The 18,279-nt window shown below is 59.8% G+C and carries 12 protein-coding genes and 1 tRNA gene; 7 read left to right on the forward strand and 6 right to left on the reverse strand.

What is annotated here, in order from left to right; genetic code table 11:
* Positions 1-3 precede the first annotated feature (3 nt).
* Positions 4-633 carry a deoxynucleoside kinase gene (locus tag IPJ76_11100; protein ID QQR85164.1) on the forward strand — a complete coding sequence of 210 codons (630 nt, stop codon included), beginning with the start codon at positions 4-6 and terminating at the stop codon, positions 631-633.
* A gap of 101 nt (positions 634-734) precedes the next feature.
* Positions 735-2,444 carry a hypothetical protein gene (locus IPJ76_11105; GenBank protein QQR85165.1) on the forward strand — a complete coding sequence of 570 codons (1,710 nt, stop codon included), beginning with the start codon at positions 735-737 and terminating at the stop codon, positions 2,442-2,444.
* 49 nt (positions 2,445-2,493) lie between these two features.
* Here the strand turns inward: IPJ76_11105 and IPJ76_11110 are convergent, their stop codons facing one another.
* The 3 genes from IPJ76_11110 to IPJ76_11120 all read right to left on the reverse strand — a co-directional run bounded on the left by IPJ76_11110 (position 2,494) and on the right by IPJ76_11120 (position 4,675).
* The gene (locus IPJ76_11110) at positions 2,494-2,982 is read right to left on the reverse strand and encodes a hypothetical protein (protein ID QQR85166.1); all 489 of its coding nucleotides are present in this window, start codon (positions 2,980-2,982) and stop codon (positions 2,494-2,496) included.
* Positions 2,983-3,063: 81 nt separating this feature from the next.
* Positions 3,064-4,020 carry a hypothetical protein gene (locus IPJ76_11115; GenBank protein ID QQR85167.1) on the reverse strand — a complete coding sequence of 319 codons (957 nt, stop codon included), beginning with the start codon at positions 4,018-4,020 and terminating at the stop codon, positions 3,064-3,066.
* A gap of 139 nt (positions 4,021-4,159) precedes the next feature.
* Complete coding sequence (locus IPJ76_11120; GenBank protein QQR88446.1) at positions 4,160-4,675, reverse strand: RNA methyltransferase; 516 nt, start codon at positions 4,673-4,675, stop codon at positions 4,160-4,162.
* A gap of 127 nt (positions 4,676-4,802) precedes the next feature.
* Here IPJ76_11120 and mutS point away from each other — a divergent pair, with 127 nt between their 5' ends.
* Both mutS and IPJ76_11130 read left to right on the forward strand, forming a co-directional pair.
* Positions 4,803-7,496: a DNA mismatch repair protein MutS gene (gene mutS, locus IPJ76_11125; protein QQR85168.1), complete on the forward strand. Its 2,694-nt coding sequence runs from the start codon at positions 4,803-4,805 to the stop codon at positions 7,494-7,496.
* Between the two features lie 58 nt (positions 7,497-7,554).
* A tRNA-Gly gene (locus tag IPJ76_11130) sits at positions 7,555-7,630 on the forward strand.
* 112 nt (positions 7,631-7,742) lie between these two features.
* Here IPJ76_11130 and gdhA read toward each other — a convergent pair.
* On the reverse strand, positions 7,743-9,098 hold the full coding sequence (gdhA, locus tag IPJ76_11135) for an NADP-specific glutamate dehydrogenase (protein ID QQR85169.1): 1,356 nt from the start codon (positions 9,096-9,098) through the stop codon (positions 7,743-7,745).
* Positions 9,099-9,330: 232 nt separating this feature from the next.
* Here gdhA and alaS point away from each other — a divergent pair, with 232 nt between their 5' ends.
* Positions 9,331-11,934, forward strand: a complete 2,604-nt coding sequence (alaS, locus tag IPJ76_11140) for an alanine--tRNA ligase (GenBank protein QQR85170.1) — start codon at positions 9,331-9,333, stop codon at positions 11,932-11,934.
* A gap of 83 nt (positions 11,935-12,017) precedes the next feature.
* Here alaS and IPJ76_11145 read toward each other — a convergent pair whose 3' ends face one another.
* Both IPJ76_11145 and IPJ76_11150 read right to left on the reverse strand, forming a co-directional pair.
* On the reverse strand, positions 12,018-12,470 hold the full coding sequence (locus tag IPJ76_11145; protein ID QQR85171.1) for a hypothetical protein: 453 nt from the start codon (positions 12,468-12,470) through the stop codon (positions 12,018-12,020).
* A gap of 179 nt (positions 12,471-12,649) precedes the next feature.
* On the reverse strand, positions 12,650-13,825 hold the full coding sequence (locus IPJ76_11150; GenBank protein QQR85172.1) for a sigma-54-dependent Fis family transcriptional regulator: 1,176 nt from the start codon (positions 13,823-13,825) through the stop codon (positions 12,650-12,652).
* Positions 13,826-13,958: 133 nt separating this feature from the next.
* Here IPJ76_11150 and IPJ76_11155 point away from each other — a divergent pair, with 133 nt between their 5' ends.
* Both IPJ76_11155 and IPJ76_11160 read left to right on the forward strand, forming a co-directional pair.
* Complete coding sequence (locus tag IPJ76_11155) at positions 13,959-15,416, forward strand: hypothetical protein (protein QQR85173.1); 1,458 nt, start codon at positions 13,959-13,961, stop codon at positions 15,414-15,416.
* Positions 15,417-15,531: 115 nt separating this feature from the next.
* Positions 15,532-18,276 carry a PQQ-dependent sugar dehydrogenase gene (locus IPJ76_11160; protein ID QQR85174.1) on the forward strand — a complete coding sequence of 915 codons (2,745 nt, stop codon included), beginning with the start codon at positions 15,532-15,534 and terminating at the stop codon, positions 18,274-18,276.
* Positions 18,277-18,279: the final 3 nt, after the last annotated feature.

Consider the following 18,279-nt stretch of genomic DNA (forward strand, 5'->3'; position numbering starts at 1 on the left):
TGGATGAAGTACGGTTACATCGCGGTAGAGGGACTGATCGGCGCCGGAAAGACCACTCTGTGCAAGCGCCTCAGCGAGCGTTACAACGGGCGCTTGGTGCTGGAGGAATTCGACGAGAACCCCTTCCTGCCTCGCTTCTACGAGGAGCCGGAGCGCTATGCTTTCAGTGTTGAGCTCAGCTTCCTCGCGCAACGCTACCACCAGCTCAAGCGCATCACCGACCGCGATCTGTTCGCTCCGCTGACCATTGCCGACTACAGCATAGGCAAGTCGCTGGTGTTCGCCAGTGCCACATTGCCCCCGGACGAGTACGCCCTCTTCCGCGACCTGTACACCATCATGTACGGCGACCTGCCCAAGCCTGAGCTCATCGTTTACCTGCACCTGCCCATGGAACGGGTGCGCGAGCGCATCAAGCAGCGCGGGCGTTCCTATGAACAGAGCATACCGGAGGAGTACTTGGCCCGTTTGCAGGAGCGCTACCTCGACCACCTTCAGAAGCAAAGCGGCTCCCAAGTGCTGATCGTGGACCTCGAGCGGACCGACCTCCTGCACGATGTCGAAGCCTTCGATCGGCTGCTGATGAACCTTGCGGCTGAAGGCCCGGGATCGCCTGCCGTACTGCGGTTCTGAATCACCCGTCGAATGTGGACAAGTGTTGGTCGGTTGGCCGAAAACACCGCCATGGGCGCGGCTATACTTGCGGCCTGTTAAGGCCCCCTATTCCCACGCACATGCAACCACGTCCGTTGAAAGCCATTGTCACCACTGCCTTTGCCGCCACCCTGCTCATCGGTTGCGGAGGTATCGGCAAAATGAACAAGTACGTTGAGAACATCAAGTACACGGTGGATCCGAATCCGCTGATCGTACAAGGCGATAGTGTGGAGCTGAACGTGCGTGGCAATTTCCCGGGGAAGTATTTCTACAAGAAGGCCACTGCGGAATTGACCCCGACCTTGGTCTATGCAGGTGGCGAAACGCCCTACAAGATGACCTGCTTCCAGGGTGAAAAGGCCGCTGGCAACTGCACCGTCATCCCCTACGAAACCGGCAAGGACTTCACCTATACCCACAAGATCGCCTACCGCCCCGAGATGGAAGTGAGCGAGTTGAAGGTGCGGATCCTCGGCAAGCAAGGCAAGAAGGAGAAGCCCTTCGATGAAGTGAAGATCGCTGACGGCGTGATCACCACGCCCTACCTGATGCTGAGCGACGACAAAGTGATCATCGGCGCCGACGCTTTCCAGCGCATCACGAGCCACACCACCACGGCCCAGCTGAACTACCTCGTTGCGAGCAGCACCCTGCGCCCCGGCGAGATGAACGACGCCGATATCAAGGACATGAGCAAGTGGCTCAAGAGCATTGCCAAGAACGAGCGCATCGTGATCAAGAACGCCACGATGGACGCTTGGGCCAGCCCCGAGGGCGAGATCCAGATGAACGCCAATCTGGCCGACGATCGCGCCGCAAGCGGCAAGAACTGGCTCAAGGGCCAGTTGAACTCGAACAAGATCGCGGCCGGTAAGAACGACTCGCTCTATGTGCTCAACGCCAACGGCGAGGACTGGGAAGGTTTCAAGAGCGCCATGCAGGCCAGCAACTTCGAGGACAAGGATCTGGTGTTGCGCGTGATGCAAATGGAACCCGACGTGCAGAAGCGCGAAAGCCAGATCAAGGACATGGCCGCCACCTACACCAAGATCGCCGAGGACATCCTGCCGAGCCTGCGCCGCACCGTGATCACTGTGAACTACGAGAAAGTAGGCTACAGCGACGAAGAGCTCACCACCATGAGCCGCTCGATGCCCGATAGCCTGAACGCTGAAGAGCTGCTGTATGCCGCCACGCTGACCAACGACCCGAACGAGAAGCTGCGCATCTACAAGGAGTGCGAGCGCGTGCACGCGAACGATTGGCGCGGCTCCAACAACGTTGGTACCATCCACTTCATGCAGAACCGCATGGCCGATGCAGAGGCGAGCTTCCAAAAGGCCAACAGCATCACCGATAATCCGGTGAGCACGAACAACCTGGCCGTCATCGCACGCCAGAAGGGCGACCGCAAGAAGGCCATGGAAATGCTGAAGAAGGCCACCGCCGCAGGCCCTGACGTGAAGTACAACATGGGCCTCATCGATATCCAGAACGGCAACTACGGCAGCGCCAGCACCAACTTCGGTGGTACGAACAGCGTGAACGCTGCGTTGGCCAAAGTGCTCGGTGGTGATGCCGCCGGTGCACAACGCATCCTGGAAGCCGCTCCTGACAAGGACACGGCCACGGGCCACTACCTCATGGCCATCATCGGTGCCCGCCAAAGCAACGGTGACATGGTGCGCAACAGCTTGGCACAGGCCGTTGCAAAGGACCCCAACATGGCCGCCAAGGCGAAGAAGGACCTCGAGTTCCGCGCCTTCAAGGATAATTTGGGGATCTAACGAACCCGACCTCTTTGAGAAGGGTGTCCGAGCGGCGCCCTTTTCCTTTTCAGGGGGCCGTTCGCACCTTGAAGAACCTTGTGGCCGCCATGACCATCCCGCCGGTGCGCAGGTCTTCAACATAAAGTGTGTCGGTCAACACAACAGTAGATGTATCGAAGAACAGTGTCCTCTGGTCCCCTGCGACGCTCGAATACGAATAGGCCCCATCGTTCTTGTCAAGCCGAGCGAGCAACGTGCTATCGATCGGCTTATGGACGGCCTCCCCTTCGATCAGCCAGGTACGCTTCCTGTAGCGCACATCCCAACACAAACAACTGTCGACTCGCCTCAGGTTTTTCGAACTGCTCATGTACGCCGCTATCAACGGTTGGCCTTTCCACCAGCACTGCGTCTCGAGCGTATCGTTCAAAAGCCTGATGGTCGTGTCCTCGAAATGCGGAAGCCAGTTGTGGGCCACGAGGGGCATGTTCCAAATGGCTTCTTTGTCGGTACGCGCGACAACCGTGGTCGCAGGTGGCTTGGTCTTGCAGGCCAACAAGAGCCCTGAAAGAACTGAACAAAGGACCCCTGCTGGAAAAGCCGCGCGAAGAACTCCACCAATGTGGATCGGCATCCTTTAGAAGACGATCTTCTGTCTGCGGATGCGTGTACGGTACTTCTTGCCGCCGCTCGTGCGGTACTTGTAAACCTTGTAGTGGAAGCGCGCCTGCAGGAACAGGTAAGCATCGTTGTCCTTGCTGTCGCCACGCTGCGCATTGGTCCCGGTCTGCCCGGGGATCTGGCCGAGGTTCGGATCCGCCAAGTACGCTGCCAAGTCGCCGTAATTGTCCCGAATGGCATCATTGTCATAGTATACACCGCTCACGTCGTCCACGTAGTCCGTGAAGGTCATGGTGTATTGGAGTTCCAATCCGGCGCTCCACTGTTTGCTCAGCGCTTTACGCACCCCGAAGCCCATGGGCACGCAGAACTGGTATAGGCTGTATTCCTCGGGCCCGCCTTCCAGTCCCTGGCCTTCCGTATGCAGTGGTTTCAATGCGACATAACCGTTGTTCACGGGGGCCTTCGGGTTGAAGTAGAACCCGCCAACGCCTAGGAACACGTACAAGCCTACACGTTTGCTTTTCTGGCCCTTCACGCCACGCAGATCGTACACGTGGCCCAATTGCTCCTTGTAGAAGTGGTACTCGATCACACTGCTGAACTCGAACACATCGCTGCGGAAGGCCATGTTCCTGTTCTGGCGGAACGGCTCCGTGGTGAGGTTGTCGTTGCCACTGAGCACACCGTAGGTGAGCGCGTTGCGCCACGAAACCCGTTCACGCAAGTAGTACTTGTGCGTAATGCTCAGTGCGGGTTTCGTCTGGCTGAATTCAAGGTCCCAAACGAAAGGACTTCCGATCTGGTTCCGGCCACCAAGTTCCCCAAGGAAGTTCGACACGCCCATGCCGATGCTCCACTCGTTGCGATGGGTCTTCCAGTAACTACTGCTGCGGAAGTACTGCGCCAAAGCCGGGGAGACCAGGAGCATCAATAGAGCGGGAAGCAGGAAACGGCGGTAGGATTGCGTCATCGGCAGGGACCAGTAGCGTTCAAATATAGAGGAGTGTATCGGGGTGGGGCGACCGGGAAGCGCAGCCGTCAACAGGACATGGTCAAGACCGCCCATTTTGACCGGGGTTGCCTTTGAACGGCCGCACACTTGGTCTGGATCAGCGCAACGCGCCGGAAGTCAGGTGCCAGAGCACGATCCCGGCACAAACGGAAACGTTCAAACTGTGCTTGCTGCCGTGCTGCGGGATGGTGAGGCACTCATCGGCCGCCGCAATGATCTCCGGAGCCACACCGCTGAGCTCGTTCCCCAGTATCAAGGCCAAGCGCTGGTCCGGCCGTGCCACGAACGTGCTCAGGTCCACGGCTTGCTCCGTCTGCTCAACGACAAGGACCCGGTAACCGTCCACCTTTAACTGCCGTACCGCCTCCAGCGTTGTGGTCACATGCATCCACGGCACTGACAGTGTGGCCCCCAATGCGGTCTTCTCGATCTCGCGGTGCGGTGGCGCCGGGGTGAACCCGCAGAGCACCAGCCCTTCAAGGCCGAACGCATCGGCTGTGCGGAAAGCGCTGCCCACGTTGTGGCGGCTCCTGAGGTTGTCCAGGACCAAACGGATCGGCCGCAGGTCACGGGCACCGTATTCCTGCGCGCTCACACGACCGAGCTCGGTCATGGACAGTTGCCGGTCACCGGTGGGCATGTGCGAAAGATGTTGGCAACAGATGGGTGCTGAAGAAGGTCTGGAACCCGCGACCGGGGTACATTTCCGGGCTTTTCGGCCCACACGGCAAAGAAAGAGGATGAAAAAGAACCGCGCGGTGAAGTCCGGCTCAGGAACGGAAACGCCTTTGATGCAGCAATACGCACGCATCAAGGCCCAGTTCCCCGATGCGGTGCTGCTCTTCCGGGTGGGCGATTTTTACGAAACGTTCGATGCTGATGCGCGTGTGGCGTCGCGCGTGCTGGGATTAACGCTCACAAAGCGCAACAATGGGGCGGCCGCGTCCATGGACCTGGCCGGGTTTCCTCACCATAGCATAGAGAGCTACCTGCCTCGACTGGTGCGTGCTGGGCACCGCGTGGCCATTTGCGACCAACTTGAAGACCCCAAGCTGGCCAAGACGATCGTGAAGCGCGGCGTTACCGAGGTGGTGACGCCCGGCGTGGCCTTCAACGACCGTGTGGTCGACCAGCGCTCCAACAACTGGTTGGCGGCGGTGGTGGCCGGCAAACACCCCAAGTCCAAGAACCTACCATGGTATGGCGCGGCCTTCCTGGACGCCACCACAGGCGAATTCCTTGTGGGCGAAGGTGACGCTGCCAGTATCGGCAAGTTCATGGTGGCTTACTCGCCGAGCGAATTACTGTTCCCGAAACAACATGGGGACGTACAGCTTGGGGCTTGGACCACCTCGTTCCACTCATTCGGGCTCGACGACTGGGCTTTCACGCACGACTTCGCCCGCGAACGCTTGCTGCATCAGTTCGGCACGGCATCATTGAAAGGGTTCGGCATTGAGGAACTGGCGCTGGCCCAGTGCGCTGCCGGCGCGGTGTTGCACTACCTGGCCGAGACGAAGCACGACAAGCTGGCGCATTTGAGCAGTGTTGGACGTTTGGGGGAAGACGGGCATCTCTGGTTGGACCGTTTCACCGTTCAGAACCTTGAACTGGTGCAACCGGCACACGAAGGCGGGCATTCGCTCTTTGCTGCCATGGACCGGTGCCTGACGCCGATGGGTGCCAGGATGCTGCGCCGCTGGTTGTTGTTCCCTTCATTGGACGAAGAGGTGGTCTCGAAGCGCCTTGATGGTGTGGGCGAACTGCTGGCGAACAGCACGCTGACCGAGGCACTTGCTGAGGAGCTGCGCAGCGTGGGCGACATTGAGCGCACGGTGGGCCGGGCCGCAGTGGGCCGCATCCACCCGCGCGAGATGCTGCACCTGCAGCGTGCCATGGAAGCCGTTGGGCGAAGTGCCGCGAAGCTTCATGGGACGAAGGCCTTGGAGCATCTGGCCGGGCGCATGGAAGTACCGACCGGGCTTATCGAACGCATCGGCACCACCATAGAACCCAACGCCCCCACGAACCTGATGCGTGGCGGTGCCGTGCGCGGTGGCGTGCACACCGAGCTGGATGAGCTGCGACATGTTGCCACCCACGCGAAAGAGCTGCTACTGGAAGTGCAGACGCGGGAAAGCCGAGCCACCGGCATTGCTTCTTTGAAAGTAGGGTTCAACAATGTGTTCGGGTACTATTTGGAGGTGCGCAACACGCACAAAGACAAGGTGCCCAGAGAGTGGACGCGCAAACAGACGCTCACTGGTGCGGAGCGTTACGTGACGGAAGAACTGAAGCAGTTGGAGGAACGGATCCTTGGCGCAGAGGAGCGTTCCTTGGTGCTGGAGCAGGAAGTTTTCAATGGACTGGTGGAAGCAGTTTGCGGGGAGATGCCGGGCCTGCGCAGGCTGTGTGCTGCGGTGAGCGAACTGGACGTTCTGCTGGCCTTTGCCATGAACGCGCGGGCATGGAACTACTGCCGGCCGGCCTTCACCAGCGGGCGTGCGATCAGCATCGCGCAAGGCCGTCACGCGGTCATCGAGCAACAGTTGCCGCCAGGGGAGACCTACGTTCCCAACGATATGCACCTTGACGGTGAAGACCGGCAGGTCCTGATGATCACCGGACCGAACATGAGCGGTAAGTCGGCGTTGCTGCGGCAAACTGCCCTCATCAGCATCATGGCCCAGGTGGGCAGCTACGTTCCGGCAAAGTCCGCTACGCTCGGATTGGTCGACCGGGTGTTCACGCGGGTGGGCGCGAGCGACAACCTCAGCACCGGCGAGAGCACGTTCATGGTGGAGATGAACGAGACCGCGAGCATCCTGAACAACCTTAGCGAACGGAGCCTGGTCCTATTGGACGAGATCGGGCGCGGCACGAGCACGTACGATGGGATCAGTATTGCCTGGGCCGTGGCTGAGCATCTGCACCAGCATGCAGGTAGGCCCATTACTCTGTTCGCCACGCACTACCATGAGCTGAACGAAATGGCCGCGGTGTTCCCGCGGATCAAGAACGCCCACGTGGCAGTGCGCGAGGCAGGAGAGAAGGTGCTGTTCCTCCGGAAGCTCCTGCCCGGCGGCACGGACCGCAGTTTCGGATTGCACGTGGCTCGGATGGCCGGCATGCCGCGCAGCGTGGTGGACCGCGCGGGCAGCGTACTGAAGCATCTGGAGAAGAGCCACGCTGGCAACCTCGGCGAAGAACCCGGTGCGGAGGCCCCTGAAAGGAACTCCCTGAAAGCCGACCTGAGCGGGATCGGCAATGATCTGCAGCTCAGCATCTTCCAACTGGACGACCCCGCCTTGGAGCGCATCCGGGAAGAGATCGCGGCGCTGGACATCGACACGCTCACTCCCGTGGAGGCCCTGCTGAAACTGAACGAGATCAAGCGCTTGGTGGTTCCCAAGGCCAAGCTACGGAAGGCCTGAACGAAGTTCTTTCCAAGGCTACCGCCGATCGATCACGCTTCTATATTTGCGCCCCCAAGCGAGAGTAGCTCAGTTGGTAGAGCACGACCTTGCCAAGGTCGGGGTCGCGGGTTCGAGTCCCGTTTCTCGCTCCAGTGAAAGGCCGCCCGAAAGGCGGCCTTCTCTTTTTCGACAGGCCCATGCATTGAAAGCAAAAAGGGCCGGTGCTGATGCGCCGGCCCTTTTCAATGTTCTGGTCTCCGGGTACTACACCACGCCCTGGTCGAGCATCGCATCGGCCACTTTCACGAAGCCGGCGATGTTGGCGCCCTTCACGTAGTTGATGCCCTTGCCCTCCTTGCCGTGCTTCACGCAGGCGGCGTGGATGTCCTTCATGATGCGGTGCAGATGGTGGTCCACCTCGTCGCGGGTCCAGCTCATGCGCAGGCTGTTCTGGCTCATCTCCAAGCCGCTCGTTGCCACACCACCTGCGTTGCTCGCCTTGCCGGGGGCGAAGGCCACACCAGCACCTTGCAGCACGGTGATGCCTTCCGGGGTGGTGGGCATGTTAGCCCCTTCGGCCACGTACTTCACGCCTTTCTTCACCAGGTCCTTCGCGTTCTTGTCGTTCAGTTCGTTCTGCGTAGCGCAGGGCAGTGCCACGTCGCACTTGGCCACGATGTCCCACACGCGGGCGCCCTTCTTGTAGGTGCTGCCCTTGAACTTCTTGGCGTACTCCTCGATACGGCCGCGCTTCACGTTCTTCAGGTCCATGATGTACGCGAGCTTCTCACCGGTGATGCCGGCGGGGTCGTAGATGGCGCCGTCGCTATCGCTCGCTGACACCACCTTGGCGCCCAACTGGGTGGCCTTTTCGATGGCGTATTGGGCCACGTTGCCGCTGCCGCTTACCGCCACGATCTTGCCCTTGAAGTCCTGCTTGTTCTCCTTCATCATCTCCGCGGCGAAGTACACACAGCCGTAGCCCGTGGCCTCCGGACGGATGAGCGAACCGCCCCAAGTGCGGCCCTTCCCGGTGAACACACCGGTGAACTCATTGCGCAGTCGCTTGTCCTGGCCGAACATGAAACCGATCTCGCGGCCGCCCACGCCGATGTCGCCCGCGGGCACATCGGTGAACTGGCCCACGTGGCGCCACAGCTCGGTCATGAAGCTCTGGCAAAAACGCATCACCTCCGCATCGCTCTTGCCTTTCGGGTCGAAATCGCTGCCGCCTTTGCCACCGCCCATGGGCAGGGTGGTGAGGCTGTTCTTGAAGGTCTGCTCGAAGCCCAGGAATTTCAGGATGCTGAGGTTCACGCTCGGGTGGAAACGCAGACCGCCTTTGTAAGGACCGATCGCGCTGTTGTACTCCACACGGAAGCCGCGATTCACTTGCGTCTGGCCCTTGTCATCCACCCAGGGCACGCGGAAGATGATGGTGCGCTCGGGCTCCACCATGCGCTCCAGGAGCATCTTGCCTTTATACTTGGGGTTGGCCTCGATGAAGGGGATCACCATTTCAGCCACTTCGTGCACGGCCTGGAGGAATTCCGGCTCGTTGCCGTTGCGCTTCTTCACTTCGGCCATGAAGGCATCAACGGCCTTGTTCGACTTTGCCATTCGTGTGCTTCGTTTTTTGGAAAGCGGTGCGAATGTAGCCGGGCGGTCAAGGCGGGCAAGTCCATGGCGGAAGCGCTGTTCCAACAGGTTCTTGTAGAGGGGAAAGTCAGGCTATGACCAGTGGTGAACGCAATCCGGCCCATGCCGACCAAGCGCGCCGTGCCGTAAGGTCGACGGGGCCCACGTCTACTTTCGCGGCCCGCAAACGAAGCCCATTACGGGCCGCAGAGACATGCTCACCAGCCAACAGATCCGCCAGAAGTTCCTCGATCACTTCAAACGCCACCAGCACGAGATCGTGCCCAGTGCTCCCATGGTGGTGAAGGACGACCCCACGTTGATGTTCACCAACGCGGGCATGAACCAGTTCAAGGACCTGTTCCTGGGGAATCGGCCCGCGCAGCACAAGCGCATCGCCGACACCCAAAAGTGCCTACGTGTTTCGGGCAAGCACAACGACTTGGAGGAGGTGGGTATCGATACCTACCACCACACCATGTTCGAGATGCTCGGTAACTGGAGTTTCGGCGACTACTTCAAGAAGGAGGCGATCCAGTGGGCGTGGGAACTGCTCACGGACGTTTACGGCATTGATCAGAACAACATCTACGTCACCTATTTCGGTGGCGACGAGAAGGACAAGCTGCCCGCCGACAACGAGACCCGCGACCTGTGGAAGCAGTTCATGCCTGAGGAGCGGATCCTGCCGTTCAGCCGCAAGGACAACTTCTGGGAAATGGGTGACACCGGCCCTTGTGGCCCGTGCACGGAGATCCATGTTGACGTGCGCACCGCAGGGGAGAAGAAGGCAAAGCCCGGTCGCGAGCTGGTGAACAACGATCATCCGCAGGTGATCGAGATCTGGAACAACGTGTTCATGCAGTTCGAGCGGAAGTCCGACGGTTCATTGGTGGAACTGCCTGCACAACACGTGGATACGGGGATGGGCTTCGAGCGCTTGTGCATGGTGCTGCAAGGAAAACGCAGCAACTACGATACGGATGTTTTCCAGCCGCTCATCCAAGCGATCGCCAAGCTGTGCAAGCAGAACTACGGCCACTACGAGAAGAGCGATATCGCCATGCGCGTAATCGCCGATCACTTGCGCGCCATCAGTTTCGCCATAGCAGATGGACAACTGCCGAGCAACACCGGCGCTGGTTATGTGATCCGTCGGATCCTTCGCCGTGCTGTGCGTTACGGTTACAGCTTCTTGGACCTCAATGAGCCTTTCATCCACAAGCTGGTGAAGACGCTCGCGGACCAGATGGGCGATCAGTTCCCTGAGCTGCGCAAACAGCAAGGCACCATAGAGGCCGTAGTGATGGAGGAGGAGAAGGCTTTCCTGCGCACGTTGGCACAAGGCACGCGGCGCCTGGAACAACTGTTGGTTGAATCGAAGGGCACCTTGCCCGGGGACAAGGCCTTTGAGCTCTTGGATACGTACGGTTTCCCCATCGATCTCACTCAGCTCATGGCACGCGAGCATGGCCGCGATGTGGATATGAAGGGATTCGAGGTGGAACTACAGAAGCAGAAAGAGCGTTCCCGTGCCGCGACATCCATCACCACCGGTGATTGGGTTGAATTGGCCCAAGGCGGAACCACCTTCGTCGGTTACGATGAACTCCAGTGCGAGGCACGGATCCTGAGACACCGGAAGGTATCGGGCAAGGGTGGCGACCTTTTCCAAGTGGTGCTGGACCGCACCCCCTTTTATGCGGAGGGCGGTGGTCAGGTTGGCGACAAGGGGTGGCTCATAGCGGGCGATCAGAAGGTGGAAGTCGTGGATACGAAGCGCGAGAACCAGCTGATCGTGCATTCCTGCAAGAGCCTGCCGGCCGATACCGGTGCGACCTTCACCGCACATGTGGATGCGTCGCGCCGCAAGCTCACGCAGCGCAACCACACCGCCACGCACCTGCTGCACCACGCCCTGCGCAAGCACTTGGGCACGCACGTGGAACAGAAGGGTTCGCTCGTAGCTCCTGATCGGCTGCGGTTCGACATCAGCCACTTCGCCAAGGTGACGGCCGAAGAACTGACCACTGTGGAGCGCGAGGTGAACGCCATGATCGCAGAAGACCTGGGCTTCGAGGATTTCCGGCGCATGCCGATCGCCGAAGCGAAGGCCATGGGCGCCATGGCTCTGTTCGGGGAGAAGTACGGGGATGAGGTGCGCGTGGTGAAGTTCGGACCGAGCGTGGAGCTATGCGGAGGCACGCACGTGCCTCGCACCGGCGAGATCGGAGCGTTCCGCATCGTGGGCGAAGCAGCCCTGGCGGCCGGTGTGCGCCGCATTGAGGCCATCACCAGCGTTGAGGCTGATCACTACATCAGCGAACGCCTGGAAAAGCTGGAGCAGGTAAGTGCTCTGCTCAAGGATCCGGAGAACCTGGTGGGGGCCGTGCAGCAGCTGCTTGATCGCAACGCAGCCTTGGAAAAGGAGCTCGAGAAAGCGGCGAAACAGAAAGTGGCGGCGTTGCAAGGCAGCATCATGCAACAGGTCCGCGAGGTGAACGGAGCCAAGCTCATCGCCACGCAGGTTGACCTTGACGCTGCGGGCATGAAGGACCTGGCATTCCGCCTGCGCGAACAGCACCAGGACCTGTTGATGGTGCTGGGCAGCCAACAGGGCGGCAAGGCATTGCTCGCGGTGATGGTGGGCGATGCACTGGTATCGGGCAAGGGCCTCAAAGCCACCGACATCATCAAGCAGCTCAGCATGCACATCAAAGGCGGCGGCGGCGGACAGCCCTTCTTCGCAACAGCCGGAGGCAAGGACCCCGCAGGGTTGAAGGCAGCCATCGAGGCGGCCGGATCGCTTTTGAACTGAGCGGGTCCAGAACAGCGAAGCCCCCACGACTTGTCGCAGAGGCCTCGGTGCGGCGTGAAGAGCGCTTGGAGCGAGCTATTTCCTCACGCCATCTGAGGGCGGGGCGTCAGCTTGTGCGGCTTGGCCAACGGCGCTTGGTTGTACACGGGACCACGGTAACGGGTTTCGTGGCTAAGGCCCATGTTCAGGATGTAGATCCCGTTGAGCAAGATCACCAGCACATAGTCGATCGTGTCGCGCTTGCCGAAACTCTGCACCACCTCGATCCACACCTTGCCGAACATGTAAAGGTTATAGCCGGGGATGAGGAACAAGAGCAAGTGGCTTGCGGGCCGGCCCACGATCTTCAGGAACACGATGAAGTTCCAGATGGGCACCAACGCGGCCAGTCCCGGCTGCCCGGCCTTCTCATACAACTTCCACTGGGCCAGCAAACCCACGACGGCCAGGAAACCGAACATGTAGTACATGGTGTGGCCCATGACGGCATAAATGCTGTCATGCACACCTACGAGCCAGGTCCATAAGGCGTCCATCAGGGTACGTATTAGAGGTTAGCGCACGTTTACTCCGTTGCAGGTGCTTGGGAGACGCTCGTTGCGGGGTTTGGTTGCCTATGCAACGTTACCCGGGCCCTGGAGCGTGTGCACGTTCGCCCTGTGGAAGTTCTGCACCGATGAACGGTTGAGAAAGCAAGAGGAGCGGCAAAAGGCTATCAGGCCTTGGGCACGGCGTACGCTTTCACCTCCGCATCGGTGATCTCCTTGTCACTGAGGATCACGAGCCGTTCAATGACGTTGCGCAGCTCGCGCACGTTGCCGGTCCACGGGAGCTTTTGGAGCTCCTTCACCGCCTTCTCACTGATCTTCTTCACTGGGATGCCCTGCTCGGTGCACACCATGGAAACGAAATGCTCCGCCAGCAGGGGAACGTCCTCCAGCCGGTCCTTGAGCGCAGGGACGTGGATGGGGATGACGCTCAGACGGTGGTAGAGGTCTTCACGGAAGTTGCCCCGCTCGATCTCCTTGCGCAGGTCCTTGTTGGTGGCGGCCACCACGCGCACGTTCACCTTGATGTCCTTGTCGCCGCCGACCCGTGTGATGCGGTTTTCCTGCAATGCACGGAGCACCTTGGCCTGCGCACTGGCGCTCATGTCCCCGATCTCGTCCAGGAAGAGCGTGCCGCCATCGGCCAGTTCGAATTTGCCCTTGCGCTGGGCGATGGCGCTGGTGAAGCTGCCCTTTTCGTGCCCGAAGAGCTCGCTTTCGATGAGCTCGCTCGGGATCGCGGCGCAGTTCACTTCAATGAATGGACCGTCCTTCCGGGCGCTTTTCTCGTGGATCATGCGCGCAACGCCTTCCTTACCGGCGCCGTTGCCTCCGGTCACCAGAACGCGTGCATCGCTCGGTGCTACCTTTTCGATCATGGTGCGGATCTCGGTCAGGGCCTTGCTTTCACCGATCATCCGGTTGGGGCCGCCCTTTTCCTTTTGCACCTTCTGTCGCAACGTCTTGGTCTCCTGCACCAAGTTCTTCCGGTCAAGTGCATTGCGGACCGTAACGAGAATGCGGCTGATGTCCGGTGGTTTCTGGATGTAGTCGAAGGCGCCCTTCTTCAGTGCATCAACGGCGGTGTCGATGGTGCCATGGCCACTGATCATCACCACGGGCAGGTCATCGTTGTGCGCCATCAGTTTCTCCAGCACCTCCAAGCCGTCCATCTTGGGCATCTTGATGTCGCAGAGCACCACGTCAAAGGCCCCCTTCTTGGCCTTGTCCAGACCTGCCGCGCCGTCCTCGGCCTCCTCCACGGTGTGTTTCTCGTGCTCCAGGATGTCCTTCAGCGCGTTGCGGATCGCTTTCTCGTCGTCGATGATGAGGATCTTGGCCATGGTTGTTCGTCGCTTCGATATCAGTCCAGCACTGATGTGTCGGGCCGAAGATGGCAAAGGGGATTTTGCCTGCGACCGGGTCCGGTTCTGTAAGTATCGTCAGGCAGCCCTTTTGGCTTCATGCGTCTGGATCATGAACACCTCTGCAGCTGGCGCTATGAAACCGCTACCGGCACTGTTGGCCGCTTCACTTCACATGGGCCTCGCCCTGAGCGCCAAAGCCCAATGCAACATGGCATCGAACGGTGGCAACTGGTGGTTCACTTGCGCAAGCCCGGGCACCGCAGCAGACCTGAACGAATCTGTTGCATGGATCGGCGGCACACCGCCGTTCACCGTGCAATGGGCTCCAGGGCAACAGCAGGTTGTCCTTACGAACTCGGCCGTGCGGGCCACCTACTATCCGTCCGCACCGCATGTGGTGTATCCATCCGTTGCGATAGTGATCACTGACGCCATGCAGTGCCAAGTGCAGATCACCTATCCACCGCCTGCCGCGCTAATGTCCCTTGTAGGTCTTCAATTCTCGCTCGCCGCGACCAATTGCGCTGCAGGGGTGTTCGCCGCAACGCTCACCGATCAGCCACCCCCAGCGTTCCAATTGCTCTCCGCGGACCTTTCGTGCATTACCTATACACTGAAGAAGAACGGTTCGGTGCTTCAAACCGGACTATTGAGCGGCGTTTTGCTACAAGGGCCGCCACGGCTGGGTTTTCCTGGCCTCACGCAGGGAGACTACGATCTGGAGTTACTTCAAACCTCCACATGCAGCCCGAACACGGCCTATTGCCCGCAGTTCTCCGTACGCTCGTTCCAAGTGCCAGGTCCGGGCGATTGTATTACCGCCCGGGTGCGTACGATGCTGCAAGGCCCAACACCATCAGGTGCGAGTTTGATGAACGATGATCTTCGGGTTGCAGGATCGATCCCGACCACGGAGCCCTATTCTGCCTTGGGCTATGCGTACACCGGAACCTCACCTGGAGCCTCCGTGCCGGTTGCGCTGTTCTCAACCACTGGAAACAACGCCGTGGTCGACTGGGTGGTGGTCGAGTTGCGTTCTGCGATATCGCCTTACCCTGTTGTCCATTCCAAACCTGCTCTTTTGCAGCGTGACGGGGATATCATGGATCTCGATGGAGCGGGGTATGTCTCGTTTCCCCAAGCAAACGGGAACTACCGGATTGCTGTGAGGCATCGTAACCACCACGGCATCATGTCGTCTACCGCTTTGGCGCTCTCGAGCAACCCATTGGCAGATGCCTCCCTTGCGAATTTCAAGACGGGTTCAACGTCGACGTACGGTACGAGTGCCAGGTATTTCAATGGCGCCGTTTTGTGCCAATGGGCGGGAGACGTCACGAGGAACGGAACCATTGCCTACACCGGTGCCGGTAATGATCGCGATCCAATTTCGGTGGCGATCGGCGGGAGTACGCCTACTGCGACCCTCACTGGGCAATACCGCTTGGAAGACGTCAACATGGATGGTGCGGTGAAGTACACGGGTGCGAACAACGATAGGGACATCATTCTTCAGAACATCGGCGGAACCACGTCAACCGCAACACGCTTGCAGCAACTCCCCTGACAAGGTGGGCGACTTGTCAAGACCTTGAACAGGCCTTGCGATCGGCCTATTTTGCCGCGCCCTTTCGTTTTCCCTGTCCGGTCCTCCAATGCCAATGTCGCGAAAGCATCTTACCATGCTGGCCCGACCATGGCGGGCCCTGCTCGCCGCTGGTCTGTTGGTTTGCGGTGTTACAGTGGCCCAATTGCCGCCTTCGTTCAGTCAATCCACGTTGGCGGGGCTCTATGGGCAGCCCGTATCGTTGGAATTTCTTCCCGATGGGCGTCTGCTGGTAGCCGAGAAGTCGGGCCTGATCACCCTTGCTAGCGGCACGAACCTGTCGCAACAGAGTGCTTACCTGCAGCTATTGAACATCGAGAACAGCCAGGAAAGGGGACTGCAGAGCATCGTTCTGCATCCTCAGTTCGATCAGAACGGCTGGTTCTACTTGTACTATAGCGCGCTTTCCTCATCGTCCTTCCGGGTTTCGCGGTTCACCCACGTGCAGAACGGTGGTGGCGCGGCGAGCTTTTCTTCGACAACAAGTGAAGTGGTGATCTGGGAAGACCCCTTGCCCTACAGCGGCTGCTGCCACTACGGCGGTGGTATGGACATCGGCCCGGACGGCAAGCTCTACTTGGCCATCGGTGAGCACAACAACGCGGCGCATCCTCAGGACATATCCGTACCGCATGGGAAGATCCTACGGTTGAACCTGGACGGTAGCGCGCCGACGGACAACCCGTACGCGGATGGCAACGGACCGAACTACGATGCGATCTGGTGCGAAGGTTTGAGGAACCCCTTCAAGCTTTCGTGGGATGCGACCTACAACAAGCTTTACGTGGGCGATGTGGGTGCCAATGACCCCACCACCGCGCGCGAGGAAGTGCACGTCGCCTCATCAGGCGCCAACTTCGGATGGCCGCATTGCGAGGGTTCGCAGTGCAACTGGCCGATCTCGCCACCGGCCAACCTAGTGTCGCCGTTGTTCGACTATCCGCATCCCGGGATGGGTGGTGGTGCGGTTATCGGTGGACTTGTCTATCGCGGCGCGTTGTTCCCGGCCACCTACCAGGGATCGTATTTCTACGCCGACTTCGTGCATGGTTGGATCCGTTGTGCGCAGCTTTCCTCCAACGGTGCTTCTGTTCTTTCGGACAACGGTTTCATGACAGGCGCTGGGCTGGTATCGGACATGGAGGTGGGCACTGACGGGGCACTGTACTACGGCGATCTGAACGGATCGGTGAAGCGCATCGGCTACACAGGCTCGAATCAAGTGCCGCAGTGCAGTGGTGTTGCAGTGTCGCCGCTTTCCGGGCCTGTTCCCCTGAACGCAACTGGTGCAGCTTCGGTGCTGGACCCGGAAGGAGCAGCGCTCACCTGCACATGGCTGTGGGATGATGGTTCTCAGAGCGTGCACGTGCTAGCAGCGGGTAGTGGATGGCGAACGGTGCCTTCCTCTCCCCACACCTACGCAGCGAGCGGCCTGTTCGCTCCTGTTCTGCGTGTTTCGGACGGAAGCAATACGGTGGATTGTCCTTCGGCCCCCGTGAGCGTTGGTCAAGGCCCGGCTTGCAGCATCACTTATCCGCCGGAAGGGTCATCGTTCCAAGCCGGTGATGTGATCCTGTACGGTGGTAGTGCCTCCGACCCGAACGGCGCGCTCACCCCGGCAAACTACCTCTGGGAGGTTGTGTTCGTTCACAACGAACATGCACACCCGGAATCGGGCCCATCCAGCGGTTACACCAGTGGTGCGTTCACCGTTCCGTACGATGGTCACGACTTCAGTGGTAACACCGGCTACGAGATCCGGTTGACGGTAACGGATGCCGACGGTTTGCAAGCGCACGATACGGTCCGCGTGTGGCCGGAGAAAACGGTGCTAACCTTCAACAGTGTTCCGTCCGGGCTGTTCGTGGAGATCGATGGCGTGCAGCGTCAGACGCCTTATGTGCTGGATGATCTGGTCGGTTTCCATCACTACATCAACGCGCCAGTGCAGTGCTATGCCGGACAGCAATACGGCCCGTCCACATGGTCCAATGGTGGGACAGGTTACCAGATGATCGTGGTGCCGACCACACCGACCAGCTACACCCACACGTTCACGTCGTGGGGGGCGTGCCAGACAAGTGTGAAGGTCTCTCCGAAGGTGATGCTCGGGGGCGCCTATGACCAGTTCACGGGCCTGATGCAGAACAACCTTGCCGTGCTCGGGTTGGTGCCCACCACACAACCCTACACCCAGCTGGGCCTTGTGCCGGTGGGTGGTGGCAACACGAGCACTTCATCGGCAGTGCTGTCGGCAACCGGCAACAATGCCATCGTCGATTGGGTTTGGGTTGAACTGCGCAACGCACTTCAACCAGCAACGATCACGGCTTCCCGGGCTGCGCTGGTGCAGCGCGATGGGGATGTGGTGGAGACCGACGGCACTTCGCCAGTGACGATGAACGTTGTGGCAGGCAGCTACTTCGTTGCGGTGCGGCACCGCAACCATTTGGGCGTGATGACAGCTCAGCACGTTGCACTATCGACGAATCCAACTGTGGTGGACTTCACGCTATCGTCCATGGCCACGTATGGTTCTGCTGCACGGACGCAAGTGAACGGTGTGATGGTTCTGTGGCCTGGCGATGCGGGCTTCAATGGTGTGGTGAAGTATACGGGCGCGAACAATGACCGCGACCCGATCCTCGCTGCAATAGGAGGGACGGTTCCCACCGGACTGATCACCATGCAATACCGCGGCGAGGATGTGAACATGGACGGATTGGTCAAGTACACCGGCATCGCGAACGACCGTGACCCTATTCTACTGTGCATAGGAGGTAGCGTGCCAACTGCGGTGCGGCAGCAGCAACTTCCGTGATAC

The organism is Flavobacteriales bacterium (assembly GCA_016699575.1).
Classification (GTDB): Bacteria; Bacteroidota; Bacteroidia; order Flavobacteriales_F; family PHOS-HE28; genus PHOS-HE28.